General features: G+C 52.8%; 18 protein-coding genes. 2 read left to right on the plus strand and 16 right to left on the minus strand.

What is annotated here, in order from left to right; genetic code table 11:
- Positions 1 to 45 precede the first annotated feature (45 nt).
- The 10 genes from SK3146_RS06665 to SK3146_RS06710 all read right to left on the minus strand — a co-directional run bounded on the left by SK3146_RS06665 (position 46) and on the right by SK3146_RS06710 (position 11,315).
- Positions 46 to 1,071, minus strand: coding sequence for a glycoside hydrolase family 88/105 protein (locus SK3146_RS06665; protein WP_249864343.1), 1,026 nt, complete (start codon positions 1,069 to 1,071; stop codon positions 46 to 48).
- 93 nt (positions 1,072 to 1,164) lie between these two features.
- Positions 1,165 to 2,010, minus strand: coding sequence for a carbohydrate ABC transporter permease (locus tag SK3146_RS06670; RefSeq protein WP_249864344.1), 846 nt, complete (start codon positions 2,008 to 2,010; stop codon positions 1,165 to 1,167).
- 1 nt (position 2,011) lies between these two features.
- Entirely contained in the window at positions 2,012 to 2,911 is a 900-nt protein-coding gene (locus SK3146_RS06675) for a carbohydrate ABC transporter permease (RefSeq protein WP_249864345.1), read from the minus strand.
- Positions 2,912 to 3,127: 216 nt separating this feature from the next.
- Positions 3,128 to 4,450, minus strand: coding sequence for an ABC transporter substrate-binding protein (locus SK3146_RS06680; RefSeq protein WP_249864346.1), 1,323 nt, complete (start codon positions 4,448 to 4,450; stop codon positions 3,128 to 3,130).
- A gap of 118 nt (positions 4,451 to 4,568) precedes the next feature.
- Positions 4,569 to 6,119, minus strand: a complete 1,551-nt coding sequence (locus SK3146_RS06685) for a response regulator (RefSeq protein ID WP_249866205.1) — start codon at positions 6,117 to 6,119, stop codon at positions 4,569 to 4,571.
- Positions 6,112 to 7,890, minus strand: coding sequence for a sensor histidine kinase (locus SK3146_RS06690; protein ID WP_249864347.1), 1,779 nt, complete (start codon positions 7,888 to 7,890; stop codon positions 6,112 to 6,114). Before SK3146_RS06690 ends, SK3146_RS06685 begins: the two co-directional genes overlap by 8 nt.
- Positions 7,891 to 8,258: 368 nt before the next feature.
- Entirely contained in the window at positions 8,259 to 8,729 is a 471-nt protein-coding gene (locus SK3146_RS06695; protein WP_249864348.1) for a hypothetical protein, read from the minus strand.
- Between the two features lie 95 nt (positions 8,730 to 8,824).
- Entirely contained in the window at positions 8,825 to 10,063 is a 1,239-nt protein-coding gene (locus tag SK3146_RS06700; RefSeq protein WP_249864349.1) for a cation:proton antiporter, read from the minus strand.
- A 4-nt stretch (positions 10,064 to 10,067) separates the two neighbouring features.
- Positions 10,068 to 10,565: a cation:proton antiporter regulatory subunit gene (locus SK3146_RS06705; protein ID WP_249864350.1), complete on the minus strand. Its 498-nt coding sequence runs from the start codon at positions 10,563 to 10,565 to the stop codon at positions 10,068 to 10,070.
- 390 nt (positions 10,566 to 10,955) lie between these two features.
- Positions 10,956 to 11,315 carry a hypothetical protein gene (locus tag SK3146_RS06710; RefSeq protein ID WP_249864351.1) on the minus strand — a complete coding sequence of 120 codons (360 nt, stop codon included), beginning with the start codon at positions 11,313 to 11,315 and terminating at the stop codon, positions 10,956 to 10,958.
- A 372-nt stretch (positions 11,316 to 11,687) separates the two neighbouring features.
- Between SK3146_RS06710 and SK3146_RS06715 the strand changes: the two genes are divergently transcribed.
- Complete coding sequence (locus SK3146_RS06715) at positions 11,688 to 12,116, plus strand: hypothetical protein (protein WP_249864352.1); 429 nt, start codon at positions 11,688 to 11,690, stop codon at positions 12,114 to 12,116.
- A 14-nt stretch (positions 12,117 to 12,130) separates the two neighbouring features.
- Here SK3146_RS06715 and SK3146_RS06720 read toward each other — a convergent pair whose 3' ends face one another.
- Entirely contained in the window at positions 12,131 to 13,558 is a 1,428-nt protein-coding gene (locus SK3146_RS06720) for a transposase (RefSeq protein ID WP_434006817.1), read from the minus strand.
- Between the two features lie 141 nt (positions 13,559 to 13,699).
- Here SK3146_RS06720 and SK3146_RS06725 point away from each other — a divergent pair, with 141 nt between their 5' ends.
- Positions 13,700 to 14,008, plus strand: a complete 309-nt coding sequence (locus tag SK3146_RS06725; RefSeq protein WP_249864353.1) for a hypothetical protein — start codon at positions 13,700 to 13,702, stop codon at positions 14,006 to 14,008.
- Positions 14,009 to 14,074: 66 nt separating this feature from the next.
- Here SK3146_RS06725 and SK3146_RS06730 read toward each other — a convergent pair whose 3' ends face one another.
- The 5 genes from SK3146_RS06730 to SK3146_RS06750 form a co-directional block, all read right to left on the minus strand.
- Positions 14,075 to 14,368, minus strand: a complete 294-nt coding sequence (locus SK3146_RS06730; protein ID WP_249864354.1) for a Dabb family protein — start codon at positions 14,366 to 14,368, stop codon at positions 14,075 to 14,077.
- 78 nt (positions 14,369 to 14,446) lie between these two features.
- Entirely contained in the window at positions 14,447 to 14,968 is a 522-nt protein-coding gene (locus SK3146_RS06735) for a cyclase family protein (RefSeq protein ID WP_249864355.1), read from the minus strand.
- 34 nt (positions 14,969 to 15,002) lie between these two features.
- Positions 15,003 to 15,803 carry an alpha/beta hydrolase gene (locus SK3146_RS06740; protein WP_249864356.1) on the minus strand — a complete coding sequence of 267 codons (801 nt, stop codon included), beginning with the start codon at positions 15,801 to 15,803 and terminating at the stop codon, positions 15,003 to 15,005.
- Positions 15,804 to 15,818: 15 nt separating this feature from the next.
- Positions 15,819 to 16,598 carry an alpha/beta hydrolase gene (locus tag SK3146_RS06745; protein WP_249864357.1) on the minus strand — a complete coding sequence of 260 codons (780 nt, stop codon included), beginning with the start codon at positions 16,596 to 16,598 and terminating at the stop codon, positions 15,819 to 15,821.
- A 211-nt stretch (positions 16,599 to 16,809) separates the two neighbouring features.
- Positions 16,810 to 18,345: an extracellular solute-binding protein gene (locus SK3146_RS06750; RefSeq protein WP_249864358.1), complete on the minus strand. Its 1,536-nt coding sequence runs from the start codon at positions 18,343 to 18,345 to the stop codon at positions 16,810 to 16,812.
- Between the last annotated feature and the right edge of the window lie 49 nt (positions 18,346 to 18,394).

An 18,394-nucleotide genomic window follows, 5' to 3' on the forward strand; every position in this document is an offset into this window, starting at 1 on the left:
TTTGCGGCGACCGTGTATCCGCTCGATCCAACCGCTCGGTTCTTTCTACCATTCCTGGCGGGTCAGCAGCGAGGACAGGAAGGTCAGCGCCAGGCCTTGACCCCAGCCTTGGACCCGCTTATGCGGCACGCCTTTGTAGCCGTCGACGTCGCGCATCACAGCCGTTCCGGCGGACACTCCGCGCACGGAACCGTCTTCGTCGATCCGGCTGAGAATGCCGTGAATCGACTTGTTGACGTATTTATTGTACATTTTGCCGCTGGAGATCAGCGCTGCCGCAATGCCGCAAGAACCGGACGTCTCCGTGTAGGAGGTCGGATCGTTCAGCACCGTATGCCACAGGCCGGATTCGTCCTGCAGTCTGACCAGCGCGCTCAGTTGGTCGCGCAGCGAGCCTTCGATGACCATAAACGACGGATGCGTCACATGAATGAGCTTGAGCGCGCGAGCCATCGTGATGGCCGCCCAAGAGTTGCCTCGCGCCCAGTAAATGCCGGACATATGGTTCTGCGCGAGATGATCCCAGCCGTGATAATACAAATTCGTCGAAGGGTCCTGCAGGAAGTCTTCGTGCCCGTGATACTGCTGGATGCCGTCTTCCAGATAGTCGCTTCGGTCTAGCAGCGTTCCCATGCGCACCAGGAAGTATCCGGCCATAAACATCGTATCGACCCAAGCCTGCTCCGGAAAATTGTAGTCCTCCGAGTTGACCGTATGCTGGAAGATGCCGTCCGCGAACCGCACCGCTTCATGCTTCAGGAAATCGGCCATCTGCACGGCGAAATCGATATATTTCTCTTCGCCCGTCGCTTTGTACAAGCTGATCAGCGAATGCCCGATCGATACGGCGTTGACCGTCAGCTTGGGCAGCCCGTCCTCCAGCTGTTCATCGACCCAGTTTTTCAGCAGCTCGATATATTCCTTGTTGCCGGTAGCTTCATACGCTTCCGTCACTCCATAGAAAGCGACGCCGCCAGGCCAATCCCAGTTGAAGTCCATTTGGAACGTGCGGCGGACGACGCGGTCGATCACCGTGCGAATTTCATTTTCGTCATATTGAAGTGCTGGCATATCCATGTCTCCTCCTGTTTACAAGGAAAGTCTGTACACGTGGGCTCCTTACGCTCCCTTCGCAACAGACTTCCCGGCTTCTTTGCTGATCTATTATCCTTTCAAACCGCTGGTGCTGATCCCTTCCACGATAAACTTCTGGAACACGAAGAAGATGATGACGATAGGCAGCAGCGACAGCGTCGACATGGCGAACATGCCGCCCCAGTTGTTGATCGACTCCCCGTCCAGGAACAGCTTGAGCGCAAGCGATACCGGATAGAGGGACGGTTTGTTCAAATACAGCAGCGGGTTGATGAAATCGTCCCATTTCCAGTAAAACTGGAAGATGGTCGCCGTCACCAGCGACGGCACGATCATCGGCACGATGATGCGGAAGAAGATCGAATATTTATTACAGCCGTCCATTTTGGCCGCCTCGTCCATTTCCTGCGGTATGGTGCGGATAAACTGCATGATCAGGAAGATAAAGAACGGAACTCCGAAAAAGCTCGGCACGATAACCGGTTTGAACGAAGACAGCCATTCCAGCTTGGCGAACATAACGTACTGCGGGATAACGGTAACGTCCGTAGGCAGCATCATCGTGAGCATAACGCAGCCGAACCAGAAGCCGCTGCCCTTGAACGGAATGCGGGCGAGCCCGTAAGCGACCAGAGCGGACGACGCGACGGCGCCGATCGTAGAGATGATAACGATAATGAACGAGTTTTTAAAAAATGTAGCGAACGTATTGCCGGCGAAGCCCTTCCATCCGGTTACGTAGTTAATGAACTCCAGACGGCTTGGAATGAGGCTGTATGCCTGCGAGAAGATTTCGTCATTAGGCTTGAGCGAGCTGACGGCGAGCCAGATGATCGGGTACACCATAAGCAGCGCCAAACAACCGACGATAAGATGATAGATGACGGATTGGAATCGTTTCGTTGCAGACGGCATGCTATTTGTCCCCTTTCGACTCGTAATGAACCCAATACTTCGAAGATTTGAATAGTACGAGAGTAATAATACCGATAATGATCAGCATCACCCACGCCATAGCGGAGGCATAGCCCATCTCGAAAAACACGAACGCTCTGCGGTACAAATACAGCGAGTAGAGCAATGTATTATCCAGCGGACCGCCTTCCCCGCGCGAGATGATATACGCCGGCGTAAAGGTCATGAACGCGGAAATCGTCTGCATGATCAAGTTGAACAAGATGATCGGGCTAAGCAGCGGAAGCGTCACTCGGAAAAATTTGTAGAACCCGTTGGCTCCGTCCACGCTGGCCGCTTCGTACAGCGAATGCGGTATGTTCTTCAGACCTGCCAGGAAGATCAGCATTGAAGAACCGAACTGCCATACCGACAACGCGATAAGCGTCCACAACGCCGTCCCGGGACTGCCGATCCATGACGTTTCCGTGTGAATGCCGATGACTCCGAGGAACGAGTTCAATAGGCCCTTGTCGCCGAAAATTTGCGTCCACATGATCGATACGGCCACGCTGCCGCCGATAAGGGAAGGCAAGTAGTACGCCGAGCGGTACACGCCGATGCCCCGCGCCGCTTTATTCAGCAGCATCGCCACGATTAATGCGAAGCCGAGACGCAGCGGAACGCTGGCGAGCACGTAAGTGAATGTGACCTGGAACGACTTCCATATTTTATCGTCGTCCGTAAACATTTTGACGTAGTTGTCAAACCCGATCCAACGCGGGGCTTCCATCAAGTTATACTCGGTAAACGAATAATATAAGGATGATAAAATGGGATACAAGGTAAAGATCAGAAAGCCAATGATAAACGGAGCCGTGAACACGTATCCGACCACATTGTTGTTGTCCCGCAGCTTCATGGAATTCAACCCCTATGCACGTAGTTTGCTGTATTCGTTTGCTATGCTTCGATTTACTTTATAACCTCATTATAGAGAATCCACGCGAGATACAGAATGCAAAAAACCGTTCATTTTGTTTAAAAAACAGACTCCTGAAAGCGCCCGCATCCCCCGGAAATAAAGAAGCGGACCAGGCTTCCCCGCATGTATAAGGGACCTGATCCGCCGTCGGCGTTATTTCTTGTTTTTGGCCAAAATCGCGTTAGCGTCCTTACGGAATTTCGCCGCCGCATCTTCGATCGAAATTTTCTTGTACAAAATTTGCTCGCTCAAATCTTTGAGCAGCTTCTCAACTTCGACGGAGCCTACAGGGTTCGGAGGGTCCATCGGGCTGCTGTTCTTTTCCGCCCAAGCGACATAATCGAATACTTTGGCGTCAGACGGAGACAGCGTAGGCTTCAGCGCATCCTTCACTTTGGAAGAAATCGGCACGCCGCGTTCGCCTTTGATGATGTTGTTTGCATCGATGTCGTTAATGAAGAAGTCGATGAATTTCGCCGCTTCTTCTTTTTGCTTGGAGTTCTTCGTAATCGAGAAGCCCATGCTTGGTTTCAGGAACAAGCCTTTATTGCCGTTAGGACCCGGGATCGGAATAAGCTCCGTGTTGCGTTTGGCTGCCGCAGACCAAGCTACGTACTGGTTGGACCAGGCGAAGCTGCCGAACGCGTTGCCGAGCACCATCTCGTCGTCTTCAGGCGTCGATTTCTTTTGCGCCAGTTTATCCAAGCTGAGCAGGTAACCTGCGTCATACCATTTTTGATAACGTTTATAGTAGTCGATAAACAGCTTGTCGTCGGTATATCCGAGGCTTGTGCCGTCGGCCGCATACATTTTTTGATCCTGCGTGCGCAAGTAATACGGGAAGAATACGTCATAACGCAAGTAGTCCATCAAAATTTTGCCGTTGCCCTTCAGCTTAGCGCCAAGTGCCTCCAGATCGTCCCATGTCCAATCTTTGGCCGGCATGCTTGCGCCCGCTTTGGCCAGCATATCCGGGTCTACCGTCGCTCCCAGAGCATTGACGCCGAGAGGAATTTGATACAATTTGCCGTCGTATTCCCCGCTCTTCAGCGTGTTGGCGCTGACGTCGCTCACATTCAACGTGCCGTTGGTCGTATAGGGACGAAGATCCTCCAGCTGCCCTCTGCCGCCGAATTGGCTGATGTACGACATATCCATCTGAATAATGTCGGGCAATCCGTTCGCCGCCGCTTGCGGAGCCAGTTTCTTCCAATAATCGTCGAAGGAAGCATATTCCGCTTCAATTTTCACGTTCGGATGCTTTTGTTGATACAGATCGATTACTTTCAGCGTATAGTCGTGTCTGGCTTGGCCGCCCCACCAGGCAATGCGCAAGGTAACCGGCTCATTGCTTCCGACCGCGGAACCTGTGTCGCCGGACATGGCCGGCGTTTTATCGGACGCCGCATTTCCTCCACAGCCTGCGGCCGTCAAAACCATAGATAGCGAGAGCAGCATTGGCAACGCTTTCTTCATCTCTATTTCCTCCCCTGATTCATCGTCTTTACATAGCTATTATCGCTCTTCGAACAGGGAAAAAGAATGTAAAAAACCGTTTTCCTTGTTTAAAAAACAGAGTTGTTCTTCGGGGTTATCACGTCGTTTTCATATATTCGGACGGAGAACAGCCCGCATATTTTTTGAATACTTGGCTAAAATATTGCGGATTATCGCCGAATCCGAGCTGCTCCGCCAGTTCGAAAATTTTGATGTCGGATTTTTGAGTGATCAGCTCAATCGCTTTGGAAATTCTCGTTTTCATCACATAATTCGAAAACTTTTCCCCGGTTTCCTTTTTAAAAAGTTTGCCCAAATAATCCGAATTCATGTACAGCATCTGGCGCGCGACCCAGTTGAGCGACAGCTCGGGATTGCCGAGATGCTCCGAAATAATTTCTACGACCTTGCTGACGATAGCGCTGTGCTTATGCTTGTTCTGCTCATAGTGCAGCGAAGCGATCTGATGGCCGGTTTCCTTGAAAAACAACTGGATGGCCTGCAGCGTTTCAAGCTGCATCAGCTTCACCATCTTGTCCATATAGCCGTGCATATCCTCGGCGTCCCCCAGCCGGATCATCGCCATAAACAGCTGGATAACGTAAGACTTCGAAGTCGAGATGTCGGCCCTTAGCTCCCCTACCTTTTGAAAAAACAAATCGATCTCATGAGCCGCTTCCTCCCAATTGCCCGTCTTGATCTGCAGCATCAAATTATCCTCGTTAAAGCCGAGCTCGACAGGCTCCGCCCGGCTCATCCCCTCGATGTCCCGCTCCGTGATCAGACTGCCTTCGCCAAGATAAAAGCGGTAGTTCAAGCATTCCAGCGTCTGCTTATACAGCGTTCTCGCCCGCGTAATATCGTCCGCTTCGCTGAGCGCAACAGTGAGATCGATCCGGTAATACTTGAGGAACGTCTCCCTGATCCGTTCGATCCGCTCGTGCAGCTCTCCGACCGATTCCGGATCTTCGACCATGATCAGCACATGATCGCCTACCGTCGAGCTGAGAACGGTTTTTTCGAGCAGCTCTTCGGCGATATTTTTGACGGCGAACAGATGCTCGAATTCGAAGGGACCGTCGAGATGGCACAGCAGCAGCCTCACCTCGCGTCTGCCCAGCTCCAGCCGGAATAGTTGGCTGTAATATTCCCAATCGCGGTTGCCGTACGTTTTATTCGTGACGAATTCTTTAAGAAACTGTTCCTTCACATGCGGCAGCACCTTCTCCAAGCCTTCTCTCATGCTGCGCACGAACTGCTCACTGTCCCGCTCCCGGTTCAGCTCCTCGACCAGCTCATGGAGCACCTCCATGATTTTGTTCTCGTTACAGGGCTTCAGCAGGTAATGCTTGACTCCGTATTCAATGGCGGAGCGGGCGTATTCAAACTCCCCGAATCCCGATAGGAGAACAAATTTTATTTCCGGATATTCCCTGCCGATTTTGGCCGCCAATTGCAGTCCGTCCATCCCGGGCATCTTAATGTCGCTAATAATAATATCCGGCCGGTTTTCCTTCACCTTCTCGAACGCCTCAATCCCGTTGCGCGCCGTGTCCGCAAGGACGGTTCCCGTCCCCGCCCAATCTACGATTCGCGAGATGCCGTCCAAAATTATTCGTTCGTCATCGACCAACAGCACTTTATACATCGTAATCCCCCGTTTCATCCGGTATAATAATGGACACGCTCGTCCCTTTGCCCGGCTCGCTGTCCAGCCGGACGCCATAGTCTTCTCCGAACGCGAGCACGATCCGCTCTTCGATATTTTTCAGCCCGATGCCGCTGCCGCGCGTGCGCGCCTCGCCTTTTCTCACCTGCTCCAGCAGCTCTGCGCTCATCCCCGGACCGTTGTCCTCGACGACGATAATGAATTTGCCCGGCTCGCGTTTGGTCCGGATGCGGATGAGACAAGGCTCAAGCATCTGTTCCAGCGCATAGTGAATCGAGTTCTCCAGCAGCGGCTGCAGCGTCAGCTTCGGAAGCATCAGCTTCCGTGCTTCGTCCGGAACGTCCATCTCGAATTCGAGCCGCTCCTCGAAGCGAAACCTCTGAATCGTAATATAACACATCACGATTTCCAATTCCTCACCGACCGTAATGAGCGCCTCCCTAAGGCTGATCGAGCTTCGCAGCAAAAATCCGAGCGCTTCGACCATCTTGGAAATTTGCGGCTGGCCGTTCGTCTTGGCGAGCCAGTTGATCGATTCCAGCGTATTGTACAGAAAATGCGGGTTGATCTGCGCCTGCAGCGCTTTGAACTGGGTTTCCTTGATCGTCAGCTGCTTGGCGTAATTCTCGGTAATCAGCTCGTTGATTTGCTGCATCATCATTCGGAACGTGCGGTGCAGCTGCCCCACCTCGTCCATCTGCAGCGTCACCGGATCGGGCGGCTCCGCTTCCATCAGCGTGAAATCGCCTTTCTGCACCTGCTTCATCCGGCCGATCAAGTCCTCGATAGGGCGCGTCAGGCTGCGGGCAAAATTGATGGCTACCACCATGACGGCAAGCAAGCTTGCAATAAAACCGATGAGAAGAATCCGCTTCATCAGGATGATTTTGTTAAATATCGTATCGTACGGAATGAGGCTGTGATACGACCATCCCAAATAACCGGACTGGATTTGCGTCAGGAAATACGGCCGGCCGTTGAGCTGCTTGATCACATATCCATGACGCCATTCCTCCGCCTCCGGAAGCGACAGTCCGGCGTTATCGAGCCGGGGAGGGTAGATCATCCGGTCTCCCGACGCAATGCGCATTTCGCCGTTTTTCAGCTCGGTGCCGGCAATGACGTCGTCTACGATATTTTCAAGCCGGATGCGGACAACCAGTGTGCCGATTCTCTCCAGGCTAAAGTTCTGGTTCTGATACGATCTAATTTCCCTGGCAATAATCAGAGTGGCATCCTCGCCGTCCGGCAGAATCCACCGGCTCTCCCCGGAGCCTTTGGCCGATTCGTTAAGTATCATCTCTCTCTTGGCTCCCGAAACGACCTGCGATTGCCCGGCCAAGGCCTGCTCCCCCAGCTTGTCGGTCACCTCCACCGAGTAAACGTATTTCTCATATCCGGTATACTGTACGAGCTTGTCGGAAATATAGGAGCGAATCCGCAGCTTCTCGAACTCCGGCGTATTGCCGTCGATCGACAGCAGCAAGCTCTGAATTTGCGAGTCGGTCGCCATGCTGAACGACAGCCGTTCCAGCCGCTTCAGCTCGCTTTCGATCCCGCTGGACGATAAGTTCAGCAGCTGGGACGATTTGGAATACAGCTGCTCGTCGTAGATCGAGTAAGCGTATTGCAGCGCAAAATACGTGATCATAAAGCAGATCACCATGATCAATGAAATAAGCGAAAATACTTTGTTTTTAATTTTCCAGTTCATGGCCGGTTTGAAGAACGGAAACGCTGACCGTCTCACGAGAACGGACCCCCTTGGCTGCAGACGCTTTTTTCCTTATGGTACACTAGGATTGCCAAAACAACCAAGTTTTCGTTGGGCCGACTTGAGGAAAAACCTGAGGCTTCGCCCCAGGTCCTTTAAAATCCAGTATAAACCCATACGTTAGAGCATGGGAGAGAATTGGATATGGGGTTCCAACCGCTATTGAACTTCGTGTTATGGCGGCCTCTATCGCTTTTCCACCCCATATTCATTCCCTTTCTATTCTACTTTGGGCTGCCTTCGGCTTCTTTAAATGCGTTCTTCAAATCGGCGGCGCCTCTGGATTTCATCATCCATCGCAGCTAGCTCCCGTACTGCACTAACGATTTCTGCGAACGATGCGTTTACAGCTCATTGCCATATTTGGATACGTCGGGCAAATCCGGACGGTTATGACGTTTGGGCCATTTACCGATGGAACCCCAGCCGCCGGAGCCCTCCAGCGGAATGACATCGACAATCGCATCGGGGTCCGAGCGATGAATCCGCTCCGTCAGCTCGACTTCCTCCAGCCTGTAAATCACTAGCTGCATTCGGTGCATCGTCACCCCGCCTCTTGTCGTATAGCTCTTCAGCCTGGCCGCCTCCCGGCCGACGGCCTGACGAATCGCTTCCGCGACCGGTTCCGGCAGTGTCGTTTGCACCCGCATCAGCCGCTCCCACGACGGGCCCCGCAGCAGACGGGGCGCCGAGAGCAAGACGGCCGCCACCAACGCCGCGCAGCCGATCGCGGAGGAGTGCCATCTGTGCACATGCGCCGCCGTGCCGCCGTCCGGCAAGCTTGCCGGAACGGGAGACAGCAGACTTCCAGACAAGGCGATCCGCCCGCTTCCCCGGGAATAAGAACTTCACTGTAGAGTCCAACCCATTCAAAGCTATGCCGCATACCGATTCCTCCTCGATATGATAGTCAAAGATCTTGAGAAGCCGCCTTTTCCGGCAAGTTCTTGCCGCGCCTCCATCCGAATAGCCCGAGTACACGTTCGAGCCCGCCGTAAATCAGCTTCGTTTCCTTCGTGAGCAAAGGGCCGATCACGGCCAAAATAAGCACGTACAGCGCCGCGAAGGGCTGTATGACCGGCAGCAGGCCGCCCGCTTTGGCCAAATTGGCCATAATGATCGAAAACTCCCCGCGCGCTACGATGGTCAGCCCGATATTGACCGACGCCTTCGGCGACAGCCCGGCGGTGCGTCCGGCCCACATGCCTGCGGCAAAATTGCCGGCCAGCGTCAGCGCTACGGCGGCCAGCGAGAGCCATACGGCCCCGCCCAACGACAGCGGGTCGATCGTCAAGCCGAAGCTGAAGAAGAAGATCGCTCCGAAAAAATCGCGGAACGGCAAGATCAAATGCTCGATCCGCTTCATATGCTCCGTCTCCGCCAGCACCAGCCCGACCAGCAGCGCGCCGATCGCCTCGGCCACATGGATCGTCTCAGAGAAGCCCGCTATGATGAACAGTACGGCGAAAATAACAAGCATAAACAACTCGTTGGAGCGAATATTCAGCAGCCGATTGAGCAAAGGAACGGCTTTCCGGCCGGCGATCAGCACGAATAGCATGAAGCCGAGGGCGATAAGAGCCGACAAGGCGATGCCTCCTATCGATGTCGAGCCGCTGAGCACAAGGCCGGAAACGACGGAAATGTAGATGGCGAGGAAGACGTCCTCGAACATAATGATGCCGAGAATCATCTCCGTCTCGGGATTCGCCGTCCGCTTCAAGTCGACCAGCACCTTCGCGACGATCGCGCTGGAGGATATCGTCGTAATGCCGGCGACGACAAGCAGCTCCAGCAGCGGCAGTCCCGCCACATACCCGAAGAGAAGCCCGAGCGTAAAATTAATCAAAATGTAGATCGTTCCGCCCACCACAATCGAGCGTCCGGATTTGACCAGCCGTCCGACCGAAAACTCCAGACCCAGATAAAAGAGAAGAAACAATACGCCGATCCGGCCCAAAAATTCGATGAGCGGCGCGCTCGAAATAAATCTCAGATCGATATGCCACCATGAGAATGAATGCGGCCCTACGGCCATGCCGACCAATATATAGAACGGAATCACCGAAAATCTCAGCTTGGCGGACAGCAGGCCGGAAAGCGCGATGAGCGCGATAGCAACGCCGATTTCGAATACGATGTAGTTCATAGGCTCATTCACATCCGTTCGTTAAAATAGTCTTGAAATGCTTCTGCTGCCTCCTCTCCCCGGCCACGACCAGCGTGCAGCCCGCCGTAATCACGACATCCGGCCCCGGGTTAATCCGCTTAGCCGCCTGCTGCTTCTCTACAACCGCGATAATCGTAGCTCCGGAAGCCTGCCGAACGTTCAGCTCTCCGATCGTCTTCCCTACGGCCTTATCCTCGGGCTCGACGCGATACCATTCGATAACCAGATCGTCGAGCGCCATCTCGATCGTTTCGAGCGCCTTCGGCTTATACGTCATGCCCCCGATAATTCCCGCCACCAAGCGCGCCTCGTCGTCATCGAGCGTAATCATCGAGATGCTGTCATCCGCCTTCCTATCTTCATAGTGGTAACATTCCCGCCTGCCGTCGTCATGGATCACAATGACGATCTTATCCCCGCTTCGCGAAAGAAGCTGGAACTTCTTCCCGATTCCGGGGAGCTCGGTTTCTTTAATATTCATAAGGTCGCATCCTCCTGAAGTTTTCTGTATATAAAATATAAAACCCCTTTTCCAATCGATACACTTAGATATAAACCGCGTCCTTCCATGCGCCAACAAACCGTAAGGCGCAGCCCTCATTCGGGCGTCGGCAAACAAGCCCTCCGGCCTCCGTTTTTTTTGCAAAACGAAGCCAGGAGCAAGCCATGACAGTTTGGCCAGCATCAGCAGCAACGGATAAGAAGCGCTATATTTTCAAAACCTTGCAGCACAAAGAAGCCGCTATACCTATATTCCAAAAAATGGGTAATTCGAATTAAGCTATTCATACAAGGGCATTGCAAATAAATCCGGAACCGATAGGAAACGTACGGATGGACATAAACGAACGGAGGATTATCTTAGGCAAGATTACACGTATAACGAAGTAAATTTGATAGGGGTTAACAGCATCCGCGCCAGCCGGCGGGCAATCAGGGGATGAAACAGGAGGTTGGTTTCGGGCAGAACGAGGCGAACTTCGTTCGTCATGGAGCGCAAAACAATGAAAAACGCAGCGAGAAACGCGGCCAAGCGCAATCGTTCCGCCGAAGAAGCTTGCTTGCGAACCGTGGCTTGATTCGAGAAGTATTCCATTCCTTGCGAGACGACAGTCCGGCCGGACTCGCTCACATTTCCCTCCAGGCTGGGGGTAGGTGTAGCAAATATCATGAATACCGCAATCAAAATCAGAGATAACCAGCGATTAGACGAGGTATCACGAGATAACATACACATTCACCTCCTTTTCACCTGAATTTAATTGAATTATACCATAAAATCGCCCGTTTTATCAAATAATTGAGCTGTAGAAATAAGAAAAATATCTGTCAATGTCCTCTCAAGGATGTTCGATAACACACAGCTTTCGTAGACTTAAATTTTCCAATGTGGTGAGAAAAACCGCTCGAAGCCAGGCCCGGGCAGGGGCGAGATTTCGTGTAGCAATCAAATATCTTCAACAAGGATATGAGAGCGCAATGTCGAATAAGAGAAATATGTTCGTTTCCTCCTTACTGTTTCCGGTAAAGGGAACCCATCTTTTTCTGCCCATTCAGCGCACTTGATAAGCAAAATATAATTCGAGAAGTAGGGATGACATTCATGGGATTAACAATGGAGTTCTTGTTGGGTAATGAAGAGAAGATCGTTGAAGCGATAAAAGTATTTGATTTAGATAATCTAGATGATAATGTAATGCAAAGAGCTGATTTTTCTCTGCATTTAACTCCAGATGATTTAAATACCCTCTCGTTATCAGCGTCCAAATTTAATAGTCAGGCACCGATTTCACTTCGAAATTTCCTTGAGGTTGTAATTGATAATGAGGACTACGGGTTGTTTAAGATTAATAAGGAATGGGTTCGGTATTTCGCTAAATTAGACAGAAGTGCTCTGAAGGAATTATCCAAAGAATGGTTTATTGAAATGCAAAAACAATATCCCAATGAAGAATTAATGCTCACAAAAGACAGCATCAACGCGGTTATAGATTTATGGACATTATGCAATACGGCTTTAAAAGTGTGGTGAAAAAGTCCCTGTTATTACAAAATGAAGCCGTCAAAGTTACCAAAAAAACGGAACCCTGAGCATGTAGTGGAGCAAAGATACTGGGGACAGCCTGTTATCTTGGCGAGGACGGTGCAGGAAAGTGCACCGGCCCGTGGCCTTCTGGCTTTGAATCGGCACAGTCGCTTTAAATTCTGGACCATGGCCGTAAGTGTAGCTTGCTCTTGCATGCGATCAAGACCGCGGCTGCGGGCTCGATCGAGTCCATGTCTTCCTTTGGCCTCCGCAAAGGCATGTTCAATACGCGCACGCAGGGCTTGGATGTGCCGGTATGCACCATGACGCTGAATACTTTTTGCAAAATTGTAAGCCTGGATCTCCTTCTGTTTGAGACGGCGTTTGGCTTTTCGAACGGGATGCAATGCTCGGGTCTTGTAAACCGGGAATTCTTGCAGCTTGAGACTACGCAACCGGATGAGTGGGATGATGCCAAGTTCATGGAGCTGAACCAGATAGTCTGCTGACTCATACCCTTTATCTGCCGAAAGCGTTCGGATTTGGAGATGAGGATGACGAAATCGAATCGCTTGCACTTGCTTCAGGCTGACTTCTCTTTCTGCTGTACCGGATGCTAAAGAAGCCCGGGTGTCCAGGATCACGCCGGAGTGAACATCGATCAGATCATGCACCAAATAACGCAGATGAGCTTCCTGCCCTTTGCTTTTCTTATACAAACGGGCATCGGGGTCGCTGGTACTACGGTGCGTACGGTTGGAAAAGGTTTTGCCATGAAAATCTTCGTGAACAGCCTGTTCCTCTACCTCCGAATGATCGTTCCTCGTAGAGGGAGGTTTAGGGGCATCCTCCTTGTCGGTTTTCGTGTCTTCGGTATCCTCCTTGGCTTGGCGTACTAAATACGCCTCGATAGATTCGACAGGGGCCAGTTGGATTTCTGCCAAACTGTGAATGGACGCATTCGCGCGTACTTGTGTTCCGTCCACGGCCGCATCCATTTGCGGCTTAACGAGTCCTGCGATGATGCACTGGTCAACAATGTCGCGCATCAGGTCGTCAAACACCTGATGGTCCCGCCAAAACTTTCGGGTTTTCACCAGAGTGGTCCGATCCGGCAAGGCCAGCTCGGCTTCTTCGGGATGCAGAACGGCTTCAAAGTCGAGGCCGCAAAACCACAAGTAGCCCGCATGCATAGGCAGCAAATTGTACAGAGCACGCTCACTGTGGTTGAACAGATAACAAAGAACCATCAAGCGTAGCTGAAGTTCAGGATCGCTCACGGGACGACCCATATTTTCGGAATACAGAGCACGTGTACGTTCGTGAATCATGCTCCAATCAATAACACGATCCAGTTGACGAAGAAGATGGTTTTGGGGAACAAGCGCCTCCATCTCGACCATTTGAAATAGTCGAGGTTGGGTGCCTTGGCGTTTGGAAACTAGCATAAGTTTTGGCCTCATTTCTCATCGATCAGTTCCATTTATTTTACCATTTCTATTGTGTCATGACTGTACAATGCCACTTTTTCACCACGCTTTTAAATGAAGAAAAGATTATATTTCATTTATGGTATCTCTAAAAAGGTGGTGAAAAACAAGCAGCCTGCGGTCGATAGAAGTTTCCACCCGCTCTTGCAGCCGGATTTTTTTCATTTTAAACCACTAAAGCGGGAAAATCCGTCTACAAAAGCGACCGCTCACGCTACTCCAACTTTTTATCGACTCTTCGGTCACTTTTTCACCACGTTTCTAAATCAAACAACAAAACTAACCGGCATAATTAAAATACCTCCTTCTTTTTCAAAAAAAGGAGGAGGTATTTTGTTACTAATCGGCAGCATAGCCTTATTCAAAAGCGTAGTGATGTATGCGCGGCCTGCGGTCCATTGTCCATAACGATGATTAAAAATGTGCTGAAAATCGTCAGCAGCGCATGCAGTAACGACTTCCGATCGTTAGCTTTTAAATCTCTATATCCATTACGATGCTGTCCAACCGGCCGACTTCCCTAATGAAGGCCGCTACGGCTTGATGCTTCGGATGAGGACCGTAAGCTTCGAGCGCCGCTTTATTTTCGAACCGTACGGAAAGCAGAATCTGGTAGCCTTGATTTTTCTCGGAGAAATTGATCCCCGCCTGAATGTCGACGACCCCTTCGAGTTCGCCTTTCAACGCTTTGTAGCGGCTTACGACCTCCTGAAGCTGCTCTTGGGTCGTGCTCTCGCCGAATTTAACCAATACGATGTGATCGATCATGCTAGTTCTCCTTTGTCTGTATATGCAGTACATTTCACTATACCATGGCCGGTCCGTTTAGGCCAGTCTCATCCGGCGTTATTCCAATACCGCAACCGCCCTTACGGGGGAACCGTCGCCGCCTGCAATCTTAAGAGGGAAGCCGTAGAACATGAAGGGCCGGTTCAGCGGCAGCAGCTCCAGCTGGGTCAAGTCCGTGTAGGTCACGATCCCCGCTTGCAGCAGCGCTCTCTGCAGCGGCTCGTCCAAGCAGCCCCCGGCGCGCGGAGCCTCGGCCGCAACGACGCGTTCCAGCACCTCCAGCCCGGCAGGTTCCCGGAAGAACAATCCCGCGCGCGAAGGAAACGACGCAGCACGGGGGTCTACCACATAGCTTACGCCGAAAAACCGGTCCAGCGGCAGCTCGTCCAGCGTTTTGCCGCCCGGATGCATATGGGAGACGGCGTCGACATGCGTGCCTGTGTGCGAGCCGAAGGCCAGGGAGCGCAGCTCCCACGTATGGCTCTCGTAAGTGTGAGCGATCTCCACCTTCACTTCGGGATCGCCCGGGTAAACCGGCATGCCCGAGAAGATCGGCAAGGATAAATCGATGATGCGCAAGGCCCGTTCCCCTCCTCCTTCGATTACAGCTTCGTCAAATGCCGCAGTAGCGGGAAGGCTGCTTCGTCAGCCCGGCAAATTCCAGAAACCGGACAATTTCCGCATCCCAGAACTCCCATGTGTGGCCGTGGCCTTCCGCCTGACGGTATTGATAGCCGTAAGGATTGCCTTCCAGCGAAACGAAGAAATCCCGCACGAGCTCGTTCAGATCGAGCCAAGGGTCCAGGCTGCCGCAGGCATGATACACCCTCGGCAGTACCGCCGATCCGGCCAGAGCCTGCCGAGCCAGATGCTTCAGGTCGTTATCCGTGTTCTTGATATCTCCGTCTCCGAACAGCAGCACGCGGTCGTACGCCCGCTGGGAGCCGTCGTTCTCGAAGGCGATGTCCGACTTGTCGCCCGCGGAGAACGCCCCGATCGCCGCATATTGCCCGGGCCGGGCCAGACCGACCCGCAAGCAGCCGTATCCGCCGTTCGACAGGCCGGATATGTAGTTGTCCTCCCGCGCGGCCGACAGCCGGGGCAGCAGATGCCGCAGCGTGTTCGGCAGCTCGTCGGCGATATGGGTAAAATATTTGCCGCCGTGCTTCATATCGGTATAGCAGGAATGATGCACGCCCGGAACGACGACGGCGATGCCGTATTCCAGCGCGTACCGTTCGATGCTGGTCATGCGCAGCCATGCCGTATGATCGCCCGACCCGCCGTGCAGCAGCCACAGCACCTTCAGCTTGCCGTCACCTTCATACGGGCGCTTTTCTTGAGGGACGATCACGTTGACAACCGTCTCCATCCCCAATACTTCGGAGAAACAATGCGTCTCGATTAGTGCCATCTTATTCCCTCCTCTTCACCTCGTGCCAGTCTCGCGCAGCGGCAGCCATTGGAGAACGCGTTCGATGCAGCGGTCCCAGTAGGCCCAGCTGTGATCGCCCGGCCCTTCTTCATAGGTCAGCGGAAGCCCGAGCTGCAGCGCATGGTCGCGGAAACGGACATTGGCTTCATACAAGAAATCTTCCGTCCCGCACCAGGCGTACAGTTCGGGGCAAGGCGCGTCCGATTCGGCTCTGGCGGCCGCCGCCGCAAACAGGTCGTTCTTGCTGCCCGCAAGCTGCTCCTTGCTCCCGAACACATCGGACGCCTGCCCCTCGCCGATGCGCTCCAACATGTCGAGCGCATCGAGAGCGCCGGAGAAGGATGCCGCCGCCGCGTACTTCTCGGGAACCAGCAATCCGGCCTTCATCGCGCCGTAGCCCCCCATGGAAAGCCCCGCGATAAACCGGTCTTCGCGCGCGCCGGACAGCGGGAACATTCTCTCGCACACCGCCGGCAGCTCTTCGGTAATAAAGGTGAAATAATTGCGGCCCATCGCCATATCGGTATACCAGCCAAGATGCCCGGCCGGCATCACAACCGCCAGCGGCAGCCTCTCCACATATCTCTCGATACTCGTACGCCTCATCCATGCCGTATGGTCGTCGCTCCGCCCATGCAGCAAATACAGCGTCGGATACGGCCCCGGATCGCTCACCGTGCGCGATCCCCCCGACAGGTGCTGAGGCAGCAATACTTCCATCGGTACGGGCATCCGCAGCACCTCGGAATGATAATGCACATGCAGCCATGCCATTCGGTTATTCCCTCCCTATGTCCTTATGAAGCTTGCTGAACAAGCTATTTATTAATTCTTCGTCCGGACGTCAACTCCCTGTCTCTCAGGAATTTCTTTCCTTTAATAATCGCCGGCACCTACGCGCAACGAAAAACAGGGAGCGCATCCGCAAACCGGCGCACTCCCTGCTTAGACGGCCCCGCTTGTTCCGTCTTGATCGTCATTCCGCTTAATTTTGGGCTTTTCGCTTCTGGTATTCCGCATTCATCTCTTCGATGATTTTCTGATAGTTCGGGTCTTTTTTCAGCTGCTCGACGTATTGATCCCATGCCTCCATAGGAAGCTTGCCGATAATGACTTGGGTTTTCAAATCCGATATTTTCTTATTATAGTCTGCGCCCAGCTTCAGATCGGTTTCCGAAACCAGCCCGATCGTCGGATCGCCGACCGAAATTTTCGAGCGTTCTTCGGCGATTTTCATATTGCGCTGATAAATCTCCTTCGGCATGCCGGCCGCATACTGCCACAAGTCGACGACCGGCGTGCTGAACATTTTCCCCCACGAGCCGGTTCCGACGCTGTCCGCCACCGCTTTATCGTTGGCGATCTTCAATCCGTCCACAATGGAATAATGAACGTCTTTAATGCCGTATAACGTCAAATCCAGACCTTCGCCGCCGGAGCCGTAATTAATGAAATTTAAAATCGCCTTCATCTTCGCTTCCGGCACCGATTTCGGTATAGCCAGCACGCCGTTCATCCCTGAGCCTTGAGAAACGTACTGCTTTCCTCCCGCCTTCGGGCTTAGCGACACGATCGGAGTCCAAGCCACATTCGGGTCTTTCTTCCATTGATCCATCGTATAACGGAACAGCGCCTCCGGCGTTTCCGCCGTCACTCCCGCGCGCCCGCTGGTCGCCAGCTCCCAATATTGCGTTTCCTTCAGCACGGGGAAATCTTGAGGGATCAAGCCCTCCTCATACAGCTTCCGCTGGTACGCGATCGCTTCCTTAACTTCGGGCTCCATCGTCATATTGACGAGCTTGCCGTCCTTCTCTTTCCACTTGCCGACCGTTCCGGTAAACACTTCCTCGATCATTTGCGCGCTGCGCATCGTGAAGCCGGTCGTATCTTTTTTGCCGTCCGGCGCATTTTCTTTAAAAGCCTTCATCACGGTATACAGCTCATCCATATTCGTAGGCATCGGCAGCCCGAGCTTATCGAGCCAATCTTTGCGGATCGAGAAGAATCCGCCTCCGTCCAACGGGCGGCCCGCCGGAACCGCATAGTTTTTGCCGTCGATTTTGGTATTGTTCCAAATTTTCGAGTCCAGCGCCGTCAGATTCGGGTAATCCTTAACATACGGCGTCAAATCCCAGAACGCCCCCTGCTTCACCATTTGCCGGAATAAAGGGGTCGTAATGCTCGGAATTTTAATCAAATCGGCGATATCGCCGGCGGCGAGCGCTACGTTGACACGATCGGCGTAATCGCCCCCGGGTATCCATTGCACGGTCAGCTTCGTGTTCGTTTTTTTCTCGAATTCCTTAAGCACCGGATTGTCCGGCGACGGCGGCTGGGCGATCGTGTAGTCCACCATAATTTTCAGCTCCGTCGGTTTGCCCGCTTCCTCCTTGGCGGCCGTCCCGTCCTTGGGAGCAGTCCCCGGAGAAGAAGAGCAGGCTGTCAGCGACGAGAAGAGAACAGCTATGGAGAGCGTCAGAAACGCCGATTTGCCGGATACGGACCGTTTATAAATATTCATTGAGACCTCATCCCCCTGAATCAAAATAATGTTTGGTTCGAAGCTTGGA

Origin of the sequence: Paenibacillus konkukensis, from assembly GCF_023523925.1 — a bacterium.
Taxonomy (GTDB): domain Bacteria; phylum Bacillota; class Bacilli; order Paenibacillales; family NBRC-103111; genus Paenibacillus_S; species Paenibacillus_S doosanensis.